This is a genomic window from Deinococcus hopiensis KR-140, assembly GCF_900176165.1.
GTDB classification, from domain to species: domain Bacteria; phylum Deinococcota; class Deinococci; order Deinococcales; family Deinococcaceae; genus Deinococcus; species Deinococcus hopiensis.
In genome coordinates this window covers 60,006-76,645 of record NZ_FWWU01000002.1, presented here as the reverse complement: position 1 = coordinate 76,645, position 16,640 = coordinate 60,006, and the positions used below count along the sequence as shown (strand labels likewise).

13 protein-coding genes are annotated in these 16,640 nt (G+C 62.8%); 2 read left to right on the top strand and 11 right to left on the bottom strand.

Annotated elements, in window-relative coordinates:
- Window positions 1-49: 49 nt before the first annotated feature.
- Together B9A95_RS01105 and B9A95_RS01095 are read right to left on the bottom strand one after the other, a co-directional pair.
- Window positions 50-1,927 (bottom strand): GAF domain-containing protein, encoded by a 1,878-nt coding sequence (locus B9A95_RS01105; RefSeq protein WP_084045132.1) that lies wholly within the window; start codon window positions 1,925-1,927, stop codon window positions 50-52.
- Window positions 1,928-2,330: 403 nt separating this feature from the next.
- On the bottom strand, window positions 2,331-2,804 hold the full coding sequence (locus tag B9A95_RS01095) for a YbjN domain-containing protein (protein WP_084045130.1): 474 nt from the start codon (window positions 2,802-2,804) through the stop codon (window positions 2,331-2,333).
- Between the two features lie 294 nt (window positions 2,805-3,098).
- Between B9A95_RS01095 and B9A95_RS01090 the strand changes: the two genes are divergently transcribed.
- The gene (locus tag B9A95_RS01090) at window positions 3,099-3,521 is read left to right on the top strand and encodes a hypothetical protein (protein ID WP_084045129.1); all 423 of its coding nucleotides are present in this window, start codon (window positions 3,099-3,101) and stop codon (window positions 3,519-3,521) included.
- Between the two features lie 329 nt (window positions 3,522-3,850).
- Here the strand turns inward: B9A95_RS01090 and B9A95_RS01085 are convergent, their stop codons facing one another.
- The 9 genes from B9A95_RS01085 to B9A95_RS01045 form a co-directional block, all read right to left on the bottom strand.
- A complete protein-coding gene (locus B9A95_RS01085; RefSeq protein WP_084045128.1) occupies window positions 3,851-5,962 on the bottom strand; it encodes an alpha-galactosidase in 2,112 nt (703 codons plus the stop codon).
- Window positions 5,963-5,969: 7 nt separating this feature from the next.
- Complete coding sequence (locus B9A95_RS01080) at window positions 5,970-6,350, bottom strand: family 4 glycosyl hydrolase (protein ID WP_170928352.1); 381 nt, start codon at window positions 6,348-6,350, stop codon at window positions 5,970-5,972.
- Between the two features lie 4 nt (window positions 6,351-6,354).
- Window positions 6,355-7,254 carry an ROK family protein gene (locus B9A95_RS01075; protein ID WP_084045126.1) on the bottom strand — a complete coding sequence of 300 codons (900 nt, stop codon included), beginning with the start codon at window positions 7,252-7,254 and terminating at the stop codon, window positions 6,355-6,357.
- Window positions 7,255-7,281: 27 nt separating this feature from the next.
- Window positions 7,282-8,268 (bottom strand): acetylxylan esterase, encoded by a 987-nt coding sequence (locus B9A95_RS01070; RefSeq protein WP_084045125.1) that lies wholly within the window; start codon window positions 8,266-8,268, stop codon window positions 7,282-7,284.
- Window positions 8,269-8,616: 348 nt separating this feature from the next.
- A complete protein-coding gene (locus B9A95_RS01065) occupies window positions 8,617-9,417 on the bottom strand; it encodes a type I phosphomannose isomerase catalytic subunit (protein ID WP_245808077.1) in 801 nt (266 codons plus the stop codon).
- Between the two features lie 125 nt (window positions 9,418-9,542).
- Window positions 9,543-12,041, bottom strand: a complete 2,499-nt coding sequence (locus B9A95_RS01060) for a beta-mannosidase (protein WP_084045124.1) — start codon at window positions 12,039-12,041, stop codon at window positions 9,543-9,545.
- A 61-nt stretch (window positions 12,042-12,102) separates the two neighbouring features.
- On the bottom strand, window positions 12,103-12,987 hold the full coding sequence (locus B9A95_RS01055) for a carbohydrate ABC transporter permease (RefSeq protein ID WP_084045123.1): 885 nt from the start codon (window positions 12,985-12,987) through the stop codon (window positions 12,103-12,105).
- On the bottom strand, window positions 12,974-13,909 hold the full coding sequence (locus B9A95_RS01050) for a carbohydrate ABC transporter permease (RefSeq protein WP_084045122.1): 936 nt from the start codon (window positions 13,907-13,909) through the stop codon (window positions 12,974-12,976). The genes B9A95_RS01055 and B9A95_RS01050 overlap by 14 nt, the downstream gene beginning before the upstream one ends.
- A 105-nt stretch (window positions 13,910-14,014) precedes the next feature.
- Entirely contained in the window at window positions 14,015-15,280 is a 1,266-nt protein-coding gene (locus B9A95_RS01045) for an ABC transporter substrate-binding protein (RefSeq protein ID WP_170928361.1), read from the bottom strand.
- Between the two features lie 347 nt (window positions 15,281-15,627).
- Between B9A95_RS01045 and B9A95_RS01040 the strand changes: the two genes are divergently transcribed.
- Window positions 15,628-16,617 (top strand): LacI family DNA-binding transcriptional regulator, encoded by a 990-nt coding sequence (locus B9A95_RS01040; RefSeq protein WP_212648220.1) that lies wholly within the window; start codon window positions 15,628-15,630, stop codon window positions 16,615-16,617.
- Window positions 16,618-16,640: the final 23 nt, after the last annotated feature.

The window sequence follows — 16,640 nt, the reverse complement described above, 5'->3', positions numbered from 1 at the left end:
GAGCCGTGAGGGGTGCCCTTCCGCGCGAGGCGCAGTTCGGACAACTGCTCTACTGTGCTGATCTTTGGATATGGCGTCGGGGAAAAGCCACAGAAAAGGTGGCTCCCCGATCTGGCAGGCTCTCGGCCCAGACCCGACCACCATGCCGCTTCATGATGCGCTGGACCGTCGCCAGGCCCACACCCGTCCCCTCAAACTCCTCAGAATGATGCAGACGCTGGAATACGCCAAAAAGCTTTCCCGCCCGTTCAGGATCGAAACCGACTCCATTGTCAGACACCCTGACGATCACCTCAGTGGCCGTTACCTCCGCCTGAACGGCGATGCGCGCTTCTGTACGGGGCCGGGTGTACTTCACGGCGTTCCCCAGCAGATTCTCGAAGACCTGCCGCAGCAAACGCGCATCCCCCTGAACTGCGGGGAGTGGCTCAACGTCCCAGTGCACCGGACGGTCTCCCAGGTCCAGGGCCTGATTGGACATGACCTCCCGGAGCAAAGGATGAAGTGGAACGGGGCGAAACTCCACTTCCATGCGAGTGACTCTGGCCAGGTCGAGGAGACCCTGGGTGATCTCGTCCATTCGGGTGGCCGCACTCTGAATCTGACCCAAGAGGTGTGCGGCACGTTGGTCCTCCGTGCCCAACCGGTGTCTCAGCAACTCACTAAAGCTTTTTACGTGACGTACCGGGGAACGCAGGTCGTGCGAAGCGGAGTATGTAAATGCTTCCATGTCGGCATTTACGGCTTCGAGTTCCCGCGTGCGTTCCTGAACCCGCTGCTCAAGCACCGTATTCAGTTCGGCGACTTCCCGTTGTGCCCGTGTGCGCTGCTCCAGCTCCTGCTGAAGGGTCGCATACAGGCTGGCATTCTCAACGGCCAGGGCAGCACGCCCCGCCACTTCGAGGACGAACGGAATGTCCTGCTCACCGTACGTGTGTTCTGAAGTGCTGCTGGCCAACCCCAGGACGCCCAGCGTCCGGCCATGGGCGGTGAGGGGGACGTAGAGCATGGAGTGAAGCTGCAGGGCCCGGACCGAGTCGATATAGTGCTCATCCCCGCCAGAAGCACGGAGCATGTCGTCCTCGGTAATCACGGGGATCAGCAGGGGCTGCCCTGTGCGGAAGACGTGTCCTACGGACCCAGACGACTCGATGCTCACGGGATAGCGTTGCGCCAGCTTACGCAACGACTCAATTTTCGACGGGTCCTCGTGGGCCACCGCAACGGGAACGAGATGGTCACCCTGGGGAAGTGAGACCGAGCACCAGTCGGCAAGACGGGGCACCGCCAAACGGGTGAGGGTTTCCAGGGTGTCCGTGAGCTCAAGGGACGTGCTCAGGGTTTGCGTGGCAGAAGCGAGGAAGGCAAAGCGTTCCCGCAACACTTCGGCCTGCTGACGCGCCTGACGTTCCTGATGCAGAACCCGGCTGCGTTGAATCGCCTGCGCGCACTGGGCGGCAAGGACACGCAGGAAGATACGCTCGTACGGCGTAAACGTCCGTGGTTCGCGGAAGGACAGAACCAGGACACCGAGGGCTTCCTCGTCCACGAGTAAGGGGAGGTCCACCACACTGCCGTGAAAATCGCGAATGTAGGGAACCACTTCCGGGTAGTCCTGGCGCGCTTGCTCCAAAGATTCAAGGAAGAGGGCTTCCCGCCGGTTGTAGGCCAATACAAAGGGCAACTGCGCACTCAGGGGAACAGTTTTTAAAAACGCGACGGCATGTTCTTCATAGGCATATGAACCCGTAAAGGTCAGCTCAGGCGCTGAAGGGGAGCGCAGGGACATGAAGCCGCCGTCCGCACCGATGGCTCCGATACCTTCATCAATGACGGCTTGAGCCACGTCTTCAGGCTGGTCTGTTTGACCGAGGAGTTGGACGAACTCAAGCCAGTCCTGAATTTTCTTTTCCGTGCTGAGCGGCATGAATGCGCATTCTCGCAGACGTCGGGTGACAGCGGGTCTGGACGGTGCTCACGTTCTCTGGTGAAGAACACGGAGGCTTGGAACGCCGCGCGTTAGCGTGCCTGGTCAGCCCTGAAGGCTTTGCGGCCGCGTTGAGCTTTCATACCTCTGAGCGTCCGCCTGCTCCATCACCGAGTACCTGCAGGCCCACCTTGAGCGTCTGCGGGGCTGGCTTTGCCCCCGTAGCGGCTGAAGCTGCCGCAAGGCAGCGCCCAAGGCGCGGAGGGTCAGGTCGATCAGGGCGTCCACAGGGGCACAGCCCCGGCGGACGGATGACGGCGCCGCGACGCCCGTGGCCATGGTCCTCCAAGGGGAAGCGGCCGGGAGGGCATCACCCTGACTGGCCACTTCCCGGCATGGCCTGTCAGTACAGCTTGTCTCCGAATTCGCCGAGCTCTTCCAGGTACTCGCCGAACCACGCGTTGAAGTTGGCCTTCGTAAAACCGCCCGTGAGCATGTAGGAGGCGTCGAGGTACACGGCCTCCTTGTCCTCGTACGCCTGGCTGTACCACTCGGCATTCCAGCCCGCCAGCGTCCCGGCAAGGCCACTCCGGTCCTTGGGAAACTCGAAACCGTTGCTGGCGGTCACCCGGCGGCACAGCCCGTCCTTACACCCACTGAAATAGAGGTAGACGTCGTTTTCCTGCACCTTGAGGGCAATGGAGGGCTGGGTCTTGGCGTCGCCGGCCCGGAGTTGGGGCTTGTAGCCCGCCTCACTGAGCAGCTTCACCAGTGAGGCGGGTTTGGCGTCCATCACGTCCGCCGCTGCAGCGTGAGCCGGAGACAGAACCGCCAACGAGAGGGCGGCGAGGGAGAGCCTAAGGAGCTTCTTGTTCATGCCCGCAGTGTGCCCGGGAAGGGATGATGGGAGGATGACGGCAGCCTGGAAGGCGACGTGACCCGCTCGGTTGCCCGGAAAGCCCTACTCCCAGCCCCCTGGGTCACGCGCCCCGGCGGACCAGTGGGCGCACTCCGGACCTGGCTTCCTGCGCCTGCCACTCCACCGGCGTTGGTGGGGCGGCCTGTCATCCAGATGCCACCGCGCAGTTCCTATCCTTGCCCCCACCAACCATGGCCTGCACCGCATACGCCACGTGGAGGGGACCACACCCTGACCGCCACCCTGCTGCTCTTGACCCTGGGCTTGAGTGCCTGCACCACCTCCTCCCCCGGCGGGCCCGCACCGAACCCCACGCAGCCTGCCCCGCGTGACCTCACTCCCGGCACCCCAAACCCAACGAACCCCGGCGGTCAGCCCACGGCGGGCTTTATCACGGGCCCTGTGATCAGCGCGCAGGGTCAGCCGCGGCAGGGCGTGGAGGTGGTGGCCGACAACACCCTGGCGTACAACGGCAACCTCATCACGCACACCGACGCGGCGGGCCACCGCAAGACCAGCGTGAACGGCATGCCCACCAACTTCGAGGTGTCGAATTGCCCACCCTACAACCCGAAGGTGTCGCTGGTGCCGGACGGCAACGCGGTAGTGCCCGGCGATGTGGGCGGGGTCATGAACTTCACCATGAGGCCCAACGGGTTCAAGCCCAAGCCCTAAGGGTGCCCCCAGCCGTATTTTTTGAAGTTTGAATTCCAGATGCCTGAGCATCAAGATCCAAAGTCTTTGCATCCAGCGTGAGCGCTGGACTGGCGATGTCACTCGCCAGCACGTCGGTGGTTACCGTGGCCCCCCTCACCGCACTGACAGTGGCGTTGTCGCTCCGCGCCTTCGTCACAACTTTGGTGCCGTTCCGGTCGGCGGGTCCGGCGTGACAGTACCGCAGATGGCCCCGCCCCGCGCGCCAATCAGAGCCAAGACAAGGGGGAACGCCGCCTTGCCACCTGGGAAGGGAACAGCCCGAAATCTTCTTACGGAGAATGGGGACATCATTTGGAAATGCGGCGAATGCGGCGAACCGTGCTCTGGAAATCTCCCAGGGTCAGCGTCACGCCGACGTTCATCCAGGCGGCTCCAGAGCGCACACCTTCGACGCCCTCGACTTCGTATAACCCGGCCTCGTCCAGCCCCCGCAGGAGCACGGGTGGCAGGGTGGTGGGGCGGGCGATGTGCGTCCGAAAGGCGAACAAGACCGCCTCGCTCCGGTCCTTGCTGACGTACTGCACCGCCGAGAAGGCCTGCTTCTGAGCGGGACGGAGGCGGTACTGGTCTCCAAACTGCACGATGTGCCGGACGGCTTTGTAGCGGGCAATCTCCCTGCGGGCGACTCGCCGCTCTTCTTCGGTCCAGTGGGCAAGGTGTCCACCCAGACCCAGACTCCCGGCCATGCTGACGTGCATCCGGAATTCCAAAGGCACCTGATTGCGCCCGGCGTCGGTGACCCAGGCTTCCATGGTGTTGGCGGGAAACACCTGCGAGAAGCCCTCCTGAATCTCCAGACGCGCGGGCGCGCTGGTGTTGTCACTGACCCAGATCTGGTCAGCGAGGCGCAGGATGCCCAGATCTGCGCGGCCACCGCCGCCCGAGCAGCTCTGCCACACCACCTTCGGATGACGTGCCTTCAGGGTGCCCCACACGTGATAAAGCCCCTGCACGTAGCGTACCCACAGTTCACGGGGATCGCCAGGCGCGCCGGGCCAGCCGGGTTCGGAGACGTTGCGGTTCATGTCCCACTTGATGAACGTGATGTCGTGCTCGATCAGCAGGCGGTCCAGGGTCTCGATCAGGTATGCCTGCACGTCCTCGCGCCCCAGGTTCAGAATGAGCTGGTTGCGGGCCTGACTCCGGGCGCGGGTGGGGTAGTGAATTACCCAGTCAGGATGGGCGCGGTACAGATCGCTGTCGGGATTCACCATCTCCGGCTCCACCCAGAGCCCGAACTCCATACCCAACGCCTTCACGCGCTCGATCAGGGGCTGCAGCCCATTGGGGAACTTCTTCTCGTCCGGCCACCAGTCCCCCAGTGCGCGGGTGTCCGCGTCCCGTCCGTGGAACCAGCCGTCATCTACCACGAACAATTCCACGCCGAGTTCAGCGGCGATCTCAGCGAGTTCCACCTGCCCTGCCTCGGTCACGTCGAAGGTCGTCGCCTCCCAGGAGTTGTACAGCACGCGGCGAAGCTCACCACCGCGCGGCACCACCCCCTGCCGGATAAAGTCATGCAGGTGACGGCTGGCCGCACCGAATCCACGGGCCGTGAACCCACCCAGGCTGGCAGGCGTTTCGAAGCGTTCACCTGGCTGGAGGCGCCACACGAAGTCCCAGTCGTTCACACCCAGGCTGATGCGGTTTTGCCCGAAATCGGTGACCTCGGCGGTCAGCTTCCAGTTGCCGCTCCAGGCCAGTACACCGAACCACACTGCGCCCGATTCCTCACCTGCCTGCCCGTGATCAAGCGCGAACCAGGGGTTGTGGTGGTGGCTGGTGGTCAGGCGGCGGCTTTCGAGCACTTTCACGCCCTGGGTCAGGAGCTCGCGGTGCAGCTGAAACTCGTCGGCCCAGCGGCCAGTCAGGTGCGACAGTCGGTCGTGCTCGCCCGCCGGTACATGCCACTGGGCGCTCCAGGCGCGGTCCAGCACCATGACGTCCTCGCCCTCGTTCGAGAGGGTCACCCAGCGCTCGATCAGGTCGTGGGCCGGGTGGGTCCGGTAATGCAGGGTGACGGCCAGCGGATACGTGGCGTCACGCAGGTGGAGGTTCAGCACACCGTCCACGGTTTCCGCGCCTGCGTACTGCAGTGCGAGATCGCGCGTACCGTCCGCAAACTGCACCTTCAGGCACGGCTCCACGTACTTGGGGCCGCCCTCACCCGGGTACTCCTCGGTAATCAGGTGTACAGGGCGGTTAAAGGACGACCACTCCTCAATGGCCTCTGGCCGTGGGTAATCCTCCTGGCGTGGCAGGCGCGGTCCCCAATAGGTGTGGACCAACTGGCCGTCGGGGTTGAGGCCAAACGCGTACCCGGTATGGTCGGTCTCAAGCACCCAAAAAGGTGTGGGGAAGGCGGAGGGCGGAGGAGAAGACAGGAGGGGGGTGGTCATGGCAACCTCAGTGGGAATCAAGGGTGGGGGCGGCTTGCGGGAAGCAGAATTCGGGAAGCCAGCGGGCCTCGGCAATGAGGAGTTCATCCGTCATTGCTCGGATCTCATCCAGGGTGAGCAACGCTGAAGCCAGGGGATCGAGGGAGACCGCGCGGTAGACGTGCTCAAGGCTCTCCTGCAGCGCGCCCGCCACGGCGAGTTTCTGAACGCCGGTGTTGGTGCGGTTCAGCGCGGCGAGTTGGGGTGGCAGCCCACCCACATGGGTGGGCTGTACGCCGTTTCCGTCGACGAGGCATGGTACCTCCACGCAGCAGCCGTGCGGCAGGTTGGTGATGAGGCCCTCGTTCGGAACGTTGCCGGTGATCACGGCAGGCGTCTGCGTCTCCACGGCGTTATGGAACTCCTTGCGGCTCTTCGCCTGCCAGGGCCGCCGCACCGAACGGGGCGGCAAGTTCAAAGTGCTCACTGGTCCGGACTTCGCTGCTCGGTAGGCCAGAGCGCAGCGCGGGGGCGAAGAGGTCAAAAGCCCGGCTGACGTTTCCACCCAGCACCACCCGCTCCGCTCCGAAACGTTCCACCCAGGGCTGAAGAATGTCCGCCAGATCACAGCCAAAGGCGTGGAAGACGGAGTGGGCAGAGGCGTCACCGTCCAGGGCACGGTGGGCCAGATCGTGGGCAGTGAGCGGCCCATGCCCGAGGGCCACCCAGGCGCGGGTGAGGGCCGCTCCACAGGCGAAAGTCTCGGCGATTGCTCCACGGAAAGGCCTGTTCCACAGTTCGCCACCAGGGGGAACTTCATCACCGGCCGTGATGATTCGGCCACCTGCAATGAAACCCGATCCCAGGCCTGTCCCCAGGGTGAGGCCGATCATCCGCAAGCTGCCCCGACCAGCTCCGGCCCACCACTCGCCAAGCGCGAACAGGTCGGCATCGTTGCCAAAGTAGATCGGCACGCCGGAAAGGGGCGTTTCCCGGACGTGATGTGCCAGCAGGGGTCGGAGCGGCACACCGAGCAGGGCTGGGAACTTGTGGGTCATCCGCGAGACGCCGGCATGGTGCTCGAAAGGACCGGGTACGGCCAATCCCAGGTGCGAGGGGCGACCGGAAACGTCCTTCCAAACTTCCAGGGCCGCTGCTGTCCAGGCGCTGAGAAGGGCGTCCTGCGGCGCGGCGTGACTGACCTCAAGCCGGGCCTGCCGCTGAATCCGCCGCGTTGCCAGATGCACCAGCGCAGCCGTCACATGACTGCCCCCGACATCCAGGGTCACGGCGTGCGCTGCGGAATCAAACATAAGAACGGGCGTAGACGAGCGGCGCAATCATGCCGGCTGCTCAGGCTGGAGTGGCAGGTGGGTGGTCAGGAAATTCATCTTCTCCAAGGTATGCTGGTTCTCCCCACCCTCGTGGCCATTGAAGGGGTAGACCCGGATCTCTCTGGGCCCTCCATAGTGGTTGTAGGCGGCATAGACTGTGCTTGGCGGGCACACGGTGTCCATCAGCCCCACCGAGAAGAGTGCCCGCGCCTGCGCGCGTGCGGCGAAGTGAATGCCGTCGAAGTACTGCAAGGTGGTCATCGCCTCCTCCACCCGGGCCCGGTGGGTGCGGAGGTAACGGGCAATCTCGCTGAACGGCGCGTCGTCCGTCAGCGTCACGGCGCGGCTGAAGTGGCACAAGAACGGCACGTCCGCCATGCACAGCTCAACGTCCGGCACCAGCCCGGCGGCAGCAAGCGCGATCCCCCCTCCCTGGCTCCCTCCCGTCACGGCGATGCGGCTGGAGTCCACACGAGGATGCGCTCTGGCCGCCTCGATCGCCCGGACTGCGTCGGTGTAGACACGGCGGTAGTAGTACGCGTTCCTGCCCAAGATCCCCTGCGTCATGAATCCAGGGAAATGCGGCTCACCGCCCGCTTGAGGGTCAGGTGTGTCTCCCTGGCGCCAGGTTGTGCCCTGACCGCGCGTATCCATCACGAAGTGCGCGTAGCCCAGCGAGGCCCAGAGCAGCCAGTCTGTGGGATATCCGCGTCCTCCCCCATACCCGGTGTATTCCACGACGCAGGGCAGTGGCCCCTCCGTTCCGCTGGGCAGCAGCAGCCAGCCTTTGATTGGTGCGCCGCCGAACCCCGTGTACGTGACGTCTTGCACCTCAATCTGGCGGAGCGGCGTGCGAACAGGATTGAAACGGGGGTTCAAGTCGAAGTCCCGGGCTTCAGTTAAGGTGGACGCCCAGAAAGAATTGAAATCGGCGGGAGGAGCCTCATCTGGGCGGTAACGTTCCAATTCGGTCCGTGGAAAGTCGAACTGCATAACACCTCTTTTGGGAGCGAGAGACCTGGTGGTCGCCCGCTGAGTGGGGACCACCCGATGGATGGAGGGGGTGGTTCTGGGACCGGCACGCGGCTTGAGGCACCGAAACTCGCTGTGTTCTCCGTGCGCAATGCCAGACGCAACGGACCACCACTCTTGATCCCGGCCCGACCTTGAGACGCTCGGTCCCCCCGGTCCGGCCCTGGTGGAGCGTGCTTTTAGGGGTTGGATCTCCAGCCAAGCGCGGTACCACGAACCAAGGAAGTCGTGCCACGAGGGCTCCGAGAGACTCACCTTCGAGGTGGTAGACGGCGGTACCCGCAGGCAGCAGCACCGTGTCCAGTTCCTTCAGATCCAGCGTTTCTTCAGTTGTATGGAGCTGTCCCGGTCCGTGCGACACCGCGAGGGCATGAAAGCTTTCGCCGTGGGTGTTGAGGCAAGCCGGGTGTCTTCCCTGACCTCGTCGAGCACGAAGTGGTCGCAGCGTAGGCGTTCGCGGCGCACTCCAGGCGCGAGTGGGAGGGCAAGGGCAGCGGGCTGCGTGGTCGTGACCTCGGGACGCTTAGCGGGGTGCAGGGTGCGCCCCGCACTGGCGGGGCGGTCCCTGTCATAGACGCGGTAGGTGGTATCCGGCGTCTGCTGCACCTCGTGCAAAAACAGTCCTGGACCCAACGCAGGCAGCCTTCCCGCAGGCATGAACACCGTGTCACCCGGCCCCACAGCCTGGTAAGCGGCATGGTCCATCACCTGGCCCGACAGAACGGCCCCTCGCAGCCGCTCTGGAGAGGTGCCCTCCCGCACGCCCGCGATGGGCTGCGCGCCTGGCTGGGCTTTCAGGATGTACCACGCCTCGGTCTTGCCCAGTTCACCCGGTCCGACCAACCGTTGCGCCTGCGCGTCGTTCGGGTGGACTTGGACGCTGAGCCAGTCGGCGCAACCGAGCAATTTGATCAGCAGGGGAAAGCGGACGCCCCGGGTATGGGTGCCCAGCAGGTCCTGGGGCAACTCCTGGGCCAGTTCGCGCAAGGGATGGCTTCCAAATGACCCACCTTGCACCCGGTTGTCCTCGTGAAGCACCCAGGCTTCCCCGGCGGGCTGGCCATCCCCGGCGGTGCCCAGCCGTGTTCCACCCCAGACCCGTGCCGCCAACCGTGACTCTAAGCGCAGCGGTCTCATCGGGCACCGGTCCACAGCAGGATGTAGAGTTCCGCGGTTATTGGGCACTGCCGGTCCATCACGAGGCCTCCTGGATTGCAGCGCCGGGCGCTGGCCGTTCAAAGGCCCACCGGCTCTCCCTGAAGGACGGTGACAGGCTGGGTGTCCAGAGCACGCACCCGCACGGGACGACCACCCAGGTTGGGGGCCGTCACGGTCCGGGATTCTCCAGGGCGCAGATCGATAAAGTTGTCGTCCCAGTCCACCCGGGTGTCCGCGTCGAGCCACACGCCCTTGGTTGGACGGCTGGCCTGGAGGCGCAGCGTGGTCGGCGAGAGGTACTCGGCGCGGAGGTCCGGACTGCTGAAATCCCGGTACTTGTACGGCTCGGGGAAATCCGAGGTACGGGCCACGACCTCTCTGTCCACGCGCAGCGCTGCGAAAAGGATCAGGTCCTCGGCGGGCACGTTCCAGAGAGCCAAGGGCGTTTTTCGGGCAGGCAGCACTCGGACCTCACGCGACTCCTGCGCCACCTGCTTGCCCTCCTGGGTGTAGGCGTACAGGTGCAGGGTGACGGTACGGGCGGTACGTTCAGCGCTGCTGATCCACACCTCAGTGGCGTTCCCGTTGCGCCGTAACCCAGCGACGAGGGGCGCCATTTCCCGCTTAATGGAGTAGAGGGCGGGCTTGGCAATGCCCTGCGAGTCGATCATTGCCCAACTGCTGACAGGCCAGCAGTCGTTGAGTTGCCACACGAGCGCGCCCGACACGGCGTACTTGCCAGGGTGCTCGAAACGGCTGCGGAAGTCGCGGTAGGCGTAACGCATCGCCTCCGCCTGTATGAACTGGGTGTGGTACACGAACTCTCCCAGATCCCGGTAGGTTCTCAGGTTGTCCGAGAGGTATACCGCAAGGCGCCGGTGCCCGTCTGGCTCGCCCCCCGGACCAGCGGCTTTGTTGTGGTGGACCACGGTGCGACTTTCGGGGAAGCGCTCGTCCTCCGGCGCGTATCCCTCAATGGTGCTGAGGGCGGGCGCGGACTGCATTCCGAACTCGCTGACGAAACGGGCCTGGAAGCGGGTGTACTCCTGATACGGCGCCATCTGCGCGTGCCAGACCTCCCAACTGTGCCGGTCTCCCACGATGGGGTCTGCGGAGTTCACGCCCCCCCAGGGGCTCCCGGGCCAGTACAGGCGTTGCGGATCGAGCGCCGTACACACCTCGGGCAGCAGGCTTTCGTAGATGACCCGCGCATCAAAGAGGTTTGGATCTATTCCAGGTCCTGACGCACCCACCGATTCGGCGATCGCGTAATCCTCGTTGTTCCCCGCCCAGAGGGCGAGGCTCGGGTGGTTGCGCAGCCGGCGCACGGCGACCTCCGCCTCCTCCCGCACATTCGCCTGGAATTCAGGGTAGGCCGGGTACATGCCGCACGCGAACATAAAATCCTGCCAGACCAACAGCCCCAGTTCGTCGCACAGGTCGTAAAAGACGTCCGCCTCGTAGATGCCGCCGCCCCACACGCGAATCATATTCATGTTGGCGTCCCTCGCCTGGGTCAGTCGCTCGCGGTAACGCTCCCCGTCAATGCGGTTCAGAAGCGTGTCATCGGGAATCCAGTTGGCTCCACCGATAAAGAGGGGTTGGTTGTTCACCTCGAAGGTGAAGCTGGTGCCCGGCTCGCCTTCCACGCGCTCCTGCACCACCCGCAGCCGACGCAGACCGATGCGCTGCGTTCGGCCGTCCAGCGTCTGCCCGGAGCGCTGTAGGGTGACCCGAACGCTGTACAGGGGATGGTCGCCCTGTCCGTTGGGGTACCAGAGCTGCGGCCGGTCCAACTCGAAGGCCAGGTCCGTACGGTGGTGGGCCGGCGCCGTCTGCCGGCCCAGGACTTCACCATTTGGGCCCAACAGTTCTGCCTCCACCTCCAAGCCGTTTACCGTACCGACCAGCGTGACCTGTACGGGCACGTAGGCGGCCTGCAGGTCCGGCGTCACTTCGCTCGGCACGTGCACATCCTCGATCCGGGCCTGAAAGCCGCGCAGCGTCACCGGCTGCCAGGGGCCGGCGGTGAGGATCACCGGGCCCCAGTCCCACCCGTAGTGATACTGGGCTTTACGGATGTAGACGCGGCTCTTGTCTCCGTTCCACGCGGCACGGCGGCCGTGCCGCGCTTCCAGCACGTGCCCGGTGTCCAGCACCGTCTCGAACAGCAGGTGCAGGGCGTTCTCCCCGTCCAGCAGGTGGCCCTTGATGTCCACCGTTCGGGGCACGAACATGTTCTCGCTTCTGAGCAGTTCCTCGCCGTTCAGCCACATTGAGCAGAGGGTGTCGAGACCTCCGAAGTGCAGCTCGACCTGTTCCTGAAGCCGCAAGGCCTCACCGGCAGTGAAGTTCAATCGGTAAAGCCAGTCTGCTTCTCCCACCCACTGCACTTCACGCTCGTTCAGGCCAAAGTAGGGATCGGGGATGCGTCCCTGGGTGAGCAGGTCCTGCTGTACGGTGCCGGGCACGGTCGCGCTGGACCAGCCCTCCCCGCTGCGGAAGTCCTCGTCAAGGGAGACGGAAGAGGTGCGCTGCTTGAGCTGCCAGCCCGTGTGAAGAGAAACGTTGATCATGAAGTCCCCTTGAAAAGACCCGGCTACGGAACGCAACCGGGGAAAGGAAAGGGCGGTGGATTTAGCCCTTGATTCCTGTGAAAGTCACGCCTTCGACGAAGTAGCGCTGTGTGAAGAAGAACAGGATGAACAGCGGAATCGTGAAGACCGTGGCGCAGGCCATGAGCAGCGCCCATTCCTGCCCATTGGCGGACTGGAACTGCTGCAGGCCCAGGGAGAGGGTGTACTGGGAGGGGTCGTTGAGGTAGAGCAGAGGACCGAGGAAATCCTTCCAGGCATTCAGGAACTGATTCAGAAACACCACGGCGAGCGCCGGTCTGATGAGCGGCAAGATGATGCTCCAGAACACCCGAAGCTCGTTGCAACCGTCAATCCTTGCCGCGTCACTCAGTTCGTCAGGAAGGGTGCGGATAAACTGGCGCATCAGAAAGATGAAGTAGGCGTTCCCGAGGAAGGCCGGGACGATAAGCGGTAGGAGGGTACCGGTCCACCCGATCGAGCGGAAAATCAGGTACGTAGGAATCATCGTGACCTGGTAGGGCAAAAGCATGGTGATCAGCACCAGGAAAAAGACCACTTCGCGTCCAGGCCACTTCACCTTGGAAAAGCCGTACGCCACGATGGAGGCTGATAGGGACGCGCCGACCGCAGAGAGCACCGCGTAGAGCAGTGAGTTCTTGACGTAGGACCAGAAGGGAATCTGCGAGAGTGCCCGCTCGAAGTTGCTCCAGATGGGGGGGTGGGGCACGAGCGTGGGCGGACTCTGGAAGATCTCCGCGTCGCCCTTGACGGCCGTAATGAACATCCAGTACAGCGGGAAGGCGAAGAACAGGGTCACGGCCAGCGCCACCAGGAAGGCGAGGATGCGACCTACGACCAAGTTGCGGCGGATGGAACCCTGGGATCTTGCTCCTCCTGCTTGAGCGCTGGATTCAAGTACGGTCATAGAACACCACCTTGGCGGAGGAGCGGAAGACGATCAGGGTGACGATCAGCACCGCTAAGAACAGCAGCCAGGCCATCGCGGAGGCGTAACCCATGTTGAAGAAGCGGAACGCCTGCTGAAACAGGTACAGGGAGTAGAAGAGCGTGGAGTTGACTGGACCGCCCTCGCCGCCAGACACGATGAACGCCTCCGTGAACACCTGGAAAGCGCTGATGATACCGGTGATGCTGATAAAGAACACCACGGGCGAAATCATCGGCAGCGTCACGTTCCAAAACTTCTGCCACAGATTGGCACCGTCGATCTCTGCGGCCTCGTACAGCTGGCGGGGAACGTCCTGGAGCGCTGCCAGCAACAGCAGTACGCTTCCCCCCACGCCCCACTGGGCCATGATGATCAGCGCAATTTTGGACCAGTGGGGGTCTCCCAGCCAGGTGGGTCCGGAAACGCCAATCTTGGCGAGCATGGCGTTGAGGAGGCCGACCTGCGGGTTGAAGATCCACTGCCACAGCAGCGCCGTCGCCACGGGTGGCACGATCAGCGGCACGTACATTAGGGTCCGGAAGAGGGGACGCGCTGGAATCCTCTGGTTGTAGATCAGGGCAAGGCCAATGGCGAGCCCCACGCCGAGCGGTACGGCAATCACCGTGTAGTAGAGGGTGTTCTTGATCGACGCGACGAACTTGGCGTCGGTCATCAGGTGCTGGTAGTTCTGCAGGCCCACCCACTTGGGTGCGCTCAAGACGTTGTACTCCGTAAAGGAGTAGTACAGCGACGAGAAGAACGGGTAGAGGGTGAGGACCAGAAAGCCAATCAGCCACGGAGCGATAAACAGCAGCCCGAGGCCGAGGTGGTTCCAGAATTTGCGTCGTTGCCGTATCCGCGTGTTGTCGCTGGAGTATTGGGTGGAAGCAGTGGACATAGCGGCTTGTTCCCTCCTCGGGATATAGGCAGGGCCGGAATAAGAGCTTCCGGCCCATGCGACACCTTGGAATATTCCCCACCCAGAAGTGAGGCAACGCGCGATTCAGCGGTTCTGGGACGCGGCCTGATCCAGATTCTTCTGACCTGCGGTGAGCGCGTCTCGCGGCGACTTCGCGCCTTGTTGCACGCTTTCAAAGGCAGTGTTTAGCTCCGTCTGAAGCTGGAGGATCTGGCTCGTGACGGGCGAGGTGTACGTCTTCCCACGGAACAGCTGGTTGGCGAGTTGCATCACGGGTTCGTTCAGATTCTTCTGGAACTTGCTGGCACCGACGACTGGTGAGATGTTGAACACGGCGTCGGCATGCTTGCCACTCACTTCAGGGCTGCTCATGTAGGCGATGAATTTCACCACAGCCCCTGGGTTTTTCGAGCCTTTGGGAATCAACCAGGCGTTACTGTTGATCCACGTGGCGTTCGGCGTGCCGCCCGCAGGATAGGGAATAGGTACGACGCCGTAATTCAGGTCGGGCTTGTAACGCTTGAGGTAGTTCCCGTGCCACTGCCCGTTGACTTCCATGGCAACCTTCTCGAGCAGGAAGGGGTCGGAAGCTGAGGAAGTGGTGGTCGAGCCGATGGAGCTGATGAAACGGGTCAGGTTGGCTGCACCGTACTTCTTAACGTATCCCTCCTGCCACTGAAGCGCTTTGAGGGTGCCGCTGTTGAGCAGATCGACTTTGCCGTTGGCACCGTTCAGCTTGCCACCGAAAATGCCGGTCCAGGGAAGGGGGGTGCCCTGCTGGAGCCAAGGGATGAAGCCCGCGCGGGTGATTTCATTACCCTTTCGGACCGTGAGTTTCTCAGCGGCAGCGTCGAGTTCAGCCAGCGTCTTCGGGGGCTTGAGGCCAGCCGCTTTGAACATGTCCTTGTTGTAGTAGAGCATCAGGTCGCTCGACATCTGCGGAATGCCGTAGGTCTTGCCGCCCACTTTCATGGCGTTGAGCGCCGTCTGGTTGAACGCAGAGGGTTTGAGACCCGCTGGAGCGAAATACTGGTCCAGCGGCAGGAGCGCGCCGACCTTTTGCAGGCCAGGGATGACGTCCTGACCCCAGTACAGCACCGCGTCTGGGACCTGCCCGCTCGTCACGGCCGTGAGGAACTTGCCCTGCGTGGTTCCCTGAATGCCTGAACCGGAGACAAGCACCGGGTTGACCTTGATTTCGTTTTGCATCTTGTTGAATTCGTTGGCACGGTTAACGACTTCCTGGCCGTCCGGTGGCCCCCAAGGATACCAAATGGTGATGTTGGTGACCGCTTGGGCACTGCTTGTTACTGCAAGAGCCACGACAAGGGAAAAGATCGGTCTACGCATGTGCATACTTAACCTCCCGAAGAGACGTTCAGTAACGCCCGCTCTGTTGTGTAACTGTGCATCAAAGTTACTCGGCTATTACGGGGCTGTCAAGTGGACCTGATCCATCTTTTCGGCCTATCTAAAAAGCTGTTACTAAACAGCTAAGACGCTGAAATGCAGTCCTCAATGGGCAAATTTCACAGCTTTCGCCGATGTGCAGACCGCTTTCCAATTGAGATTCTGGATCGTCCCACCCTGTTGTTTCTGTAACAAGGATGGAGCTAGAATTCGGGCAATAGAGGTATGCTGAGCCAACAACAGCAGAAGTGGAGAAAATCTTGACAACGAGTCCAACTATTCGGGATGTGGCCAAACACGCAGGCGTATCGGTAGCGACGGTTTCACGCTCCCTGAACAACCACCCTGGGATCACCGATACCACCCGCCAGCGCGTTGTGAGCGCAGCAAGTGAACTTGGGTATGACCTGAGCAACTTGCGTCAGCAACACGGTCGGAGTCGATTGAAACGCATTACCTTTCTCTACCGTCGTCAACGGGAGTCCGCTGGAGGAAATCCTTTCTATTCTCCTGTGCTGCATGGCGTCGAGGAGGCCTGCCGCACCGAGAAGATGGGCTTGTCCTACAGTTCCGTCGGCAGCGATGACCCTCTGCCCGAGCTGATCGCGCGCCAAGAGGCAGAGGGCCTGATCTGCGTGGGGTACTTCGAACCCCGCCAACTTGAAGCTGTCCTGGCGCTCAACCTTCCGGCTGTGTTGGTCGACCACTGGTACCCGGGGTTCACCTGCGTCAACAGCGACAACTTTGGCGGGGCTTACCTGTTGACCGAACACTTGATTGAGCAGGGCTACCGCCGCATTGCATTCATCAGTGGCCCGCAGACCCACTACAGCATTGCTCAGCGTGTGCAGGGCTACCGCCACGCTTTGCTGGCCCATGGCCTACTGCCAGATCCAGCGCTGGAGGCCGCGCGCTTTCCCTTGGATGAAGAGGAGGGTACGGAAAGCGCCGTACATCGGCTGCTGCAGTTGGAGAAGCGCCCTGACGCCATCTTCGCATTCAACGACGCTACGGCGTTCAAAGCCATGCGTGTCTGCCAGATGCAGGGCCTCCGGGTGCCCGAGGACCTTGCGATTGTTGGCTTCGACGACCTGGTAGGTGCAGCGCTGTCTTTCCCTCCTCTAACCACCGTACAGGTGGACAAAGAAGCCCTAGGCTCACGGGGCGTGGACTGCCTGATGAATCCCACCAGCTCAGATGCTCTCATTACCCTGCCTGTGTCTCTGGTCATCCGCGAGACCTCAACGAGAACGCAAGAGAAACGACGCAAGTTCTAGGTTGGACTTCGGACATTGGCAGG

Excerpts from the sequence above, each read along its gene's own strand:
- B9A95_RS01105 (WP_084045132.1), bottom strand. The coding sequence starts at position 1,927 with ATGCCGCTCAGCACGGAAAAGAAAATTCAGGACTGGCTTGAGTTCGTC.
- B9A95_RS01095 (WP_084045130.1), bottom strand. The coding sequence starts at position 2,804 with ATGAACAAGAAGCTCCTTAGGCTCTCCCTCGCCGCCCTCTCGTTGGCG.
- B9A95_RS01085 (WP_084045128.1), bottom strand. The coding sequence starts at position 5,962 with ATGACCACCCCCCTCCTGTCTTCTCCTCCGCCCTCCGCCTTCCCCACA.
- B9A95_RS01075 (WP_084045126.1), bottom strand. The coding sequence starts at position 7,254 with ATGTTTGATTCCGCAGCGCACGCCGTGACCCTGGATGTCGGGGGCAGT.
- B9A95_RS01070 (WP_084045125.1), bottom strand. The coding sequence starts at position 8,268 with ATGCAGTTCGACTTTCCACGGACCGAATTGGAACGTTACCGCCCAGAT.
- B9A95_RS01060 (WP_084045124.1), bottom strand. The coding sequence starts at position 12,041 with ATGATCAACGTTTCTCTTCACACGGGCTGGCAGCTCAAGCAGCGCACC.
- B9A95_RS01055 (WP_084045123.1), bottom strand. The coding sequence starts at position 12,987 with ATGACCGTACTTGAATCCAGCGCTCAAGCAGGAGGAGCAAGATCCCAG.
- B9A95_RS01050 (WP_084045122.1), bottom strand. The coding sequence starts at position 13,909 with ATGTCCACTGCTTCCACCCAATACTCCAGCGACAACACGCGGATACGG.
- B9A95_RS01045 (WP_170928361.1), bottom strand. The coding sequence starts at position 15,280 with ATGCGTAGACCGATCTTTTCCCTTGTCGTGGCTCTTGCAGTAACAAGC.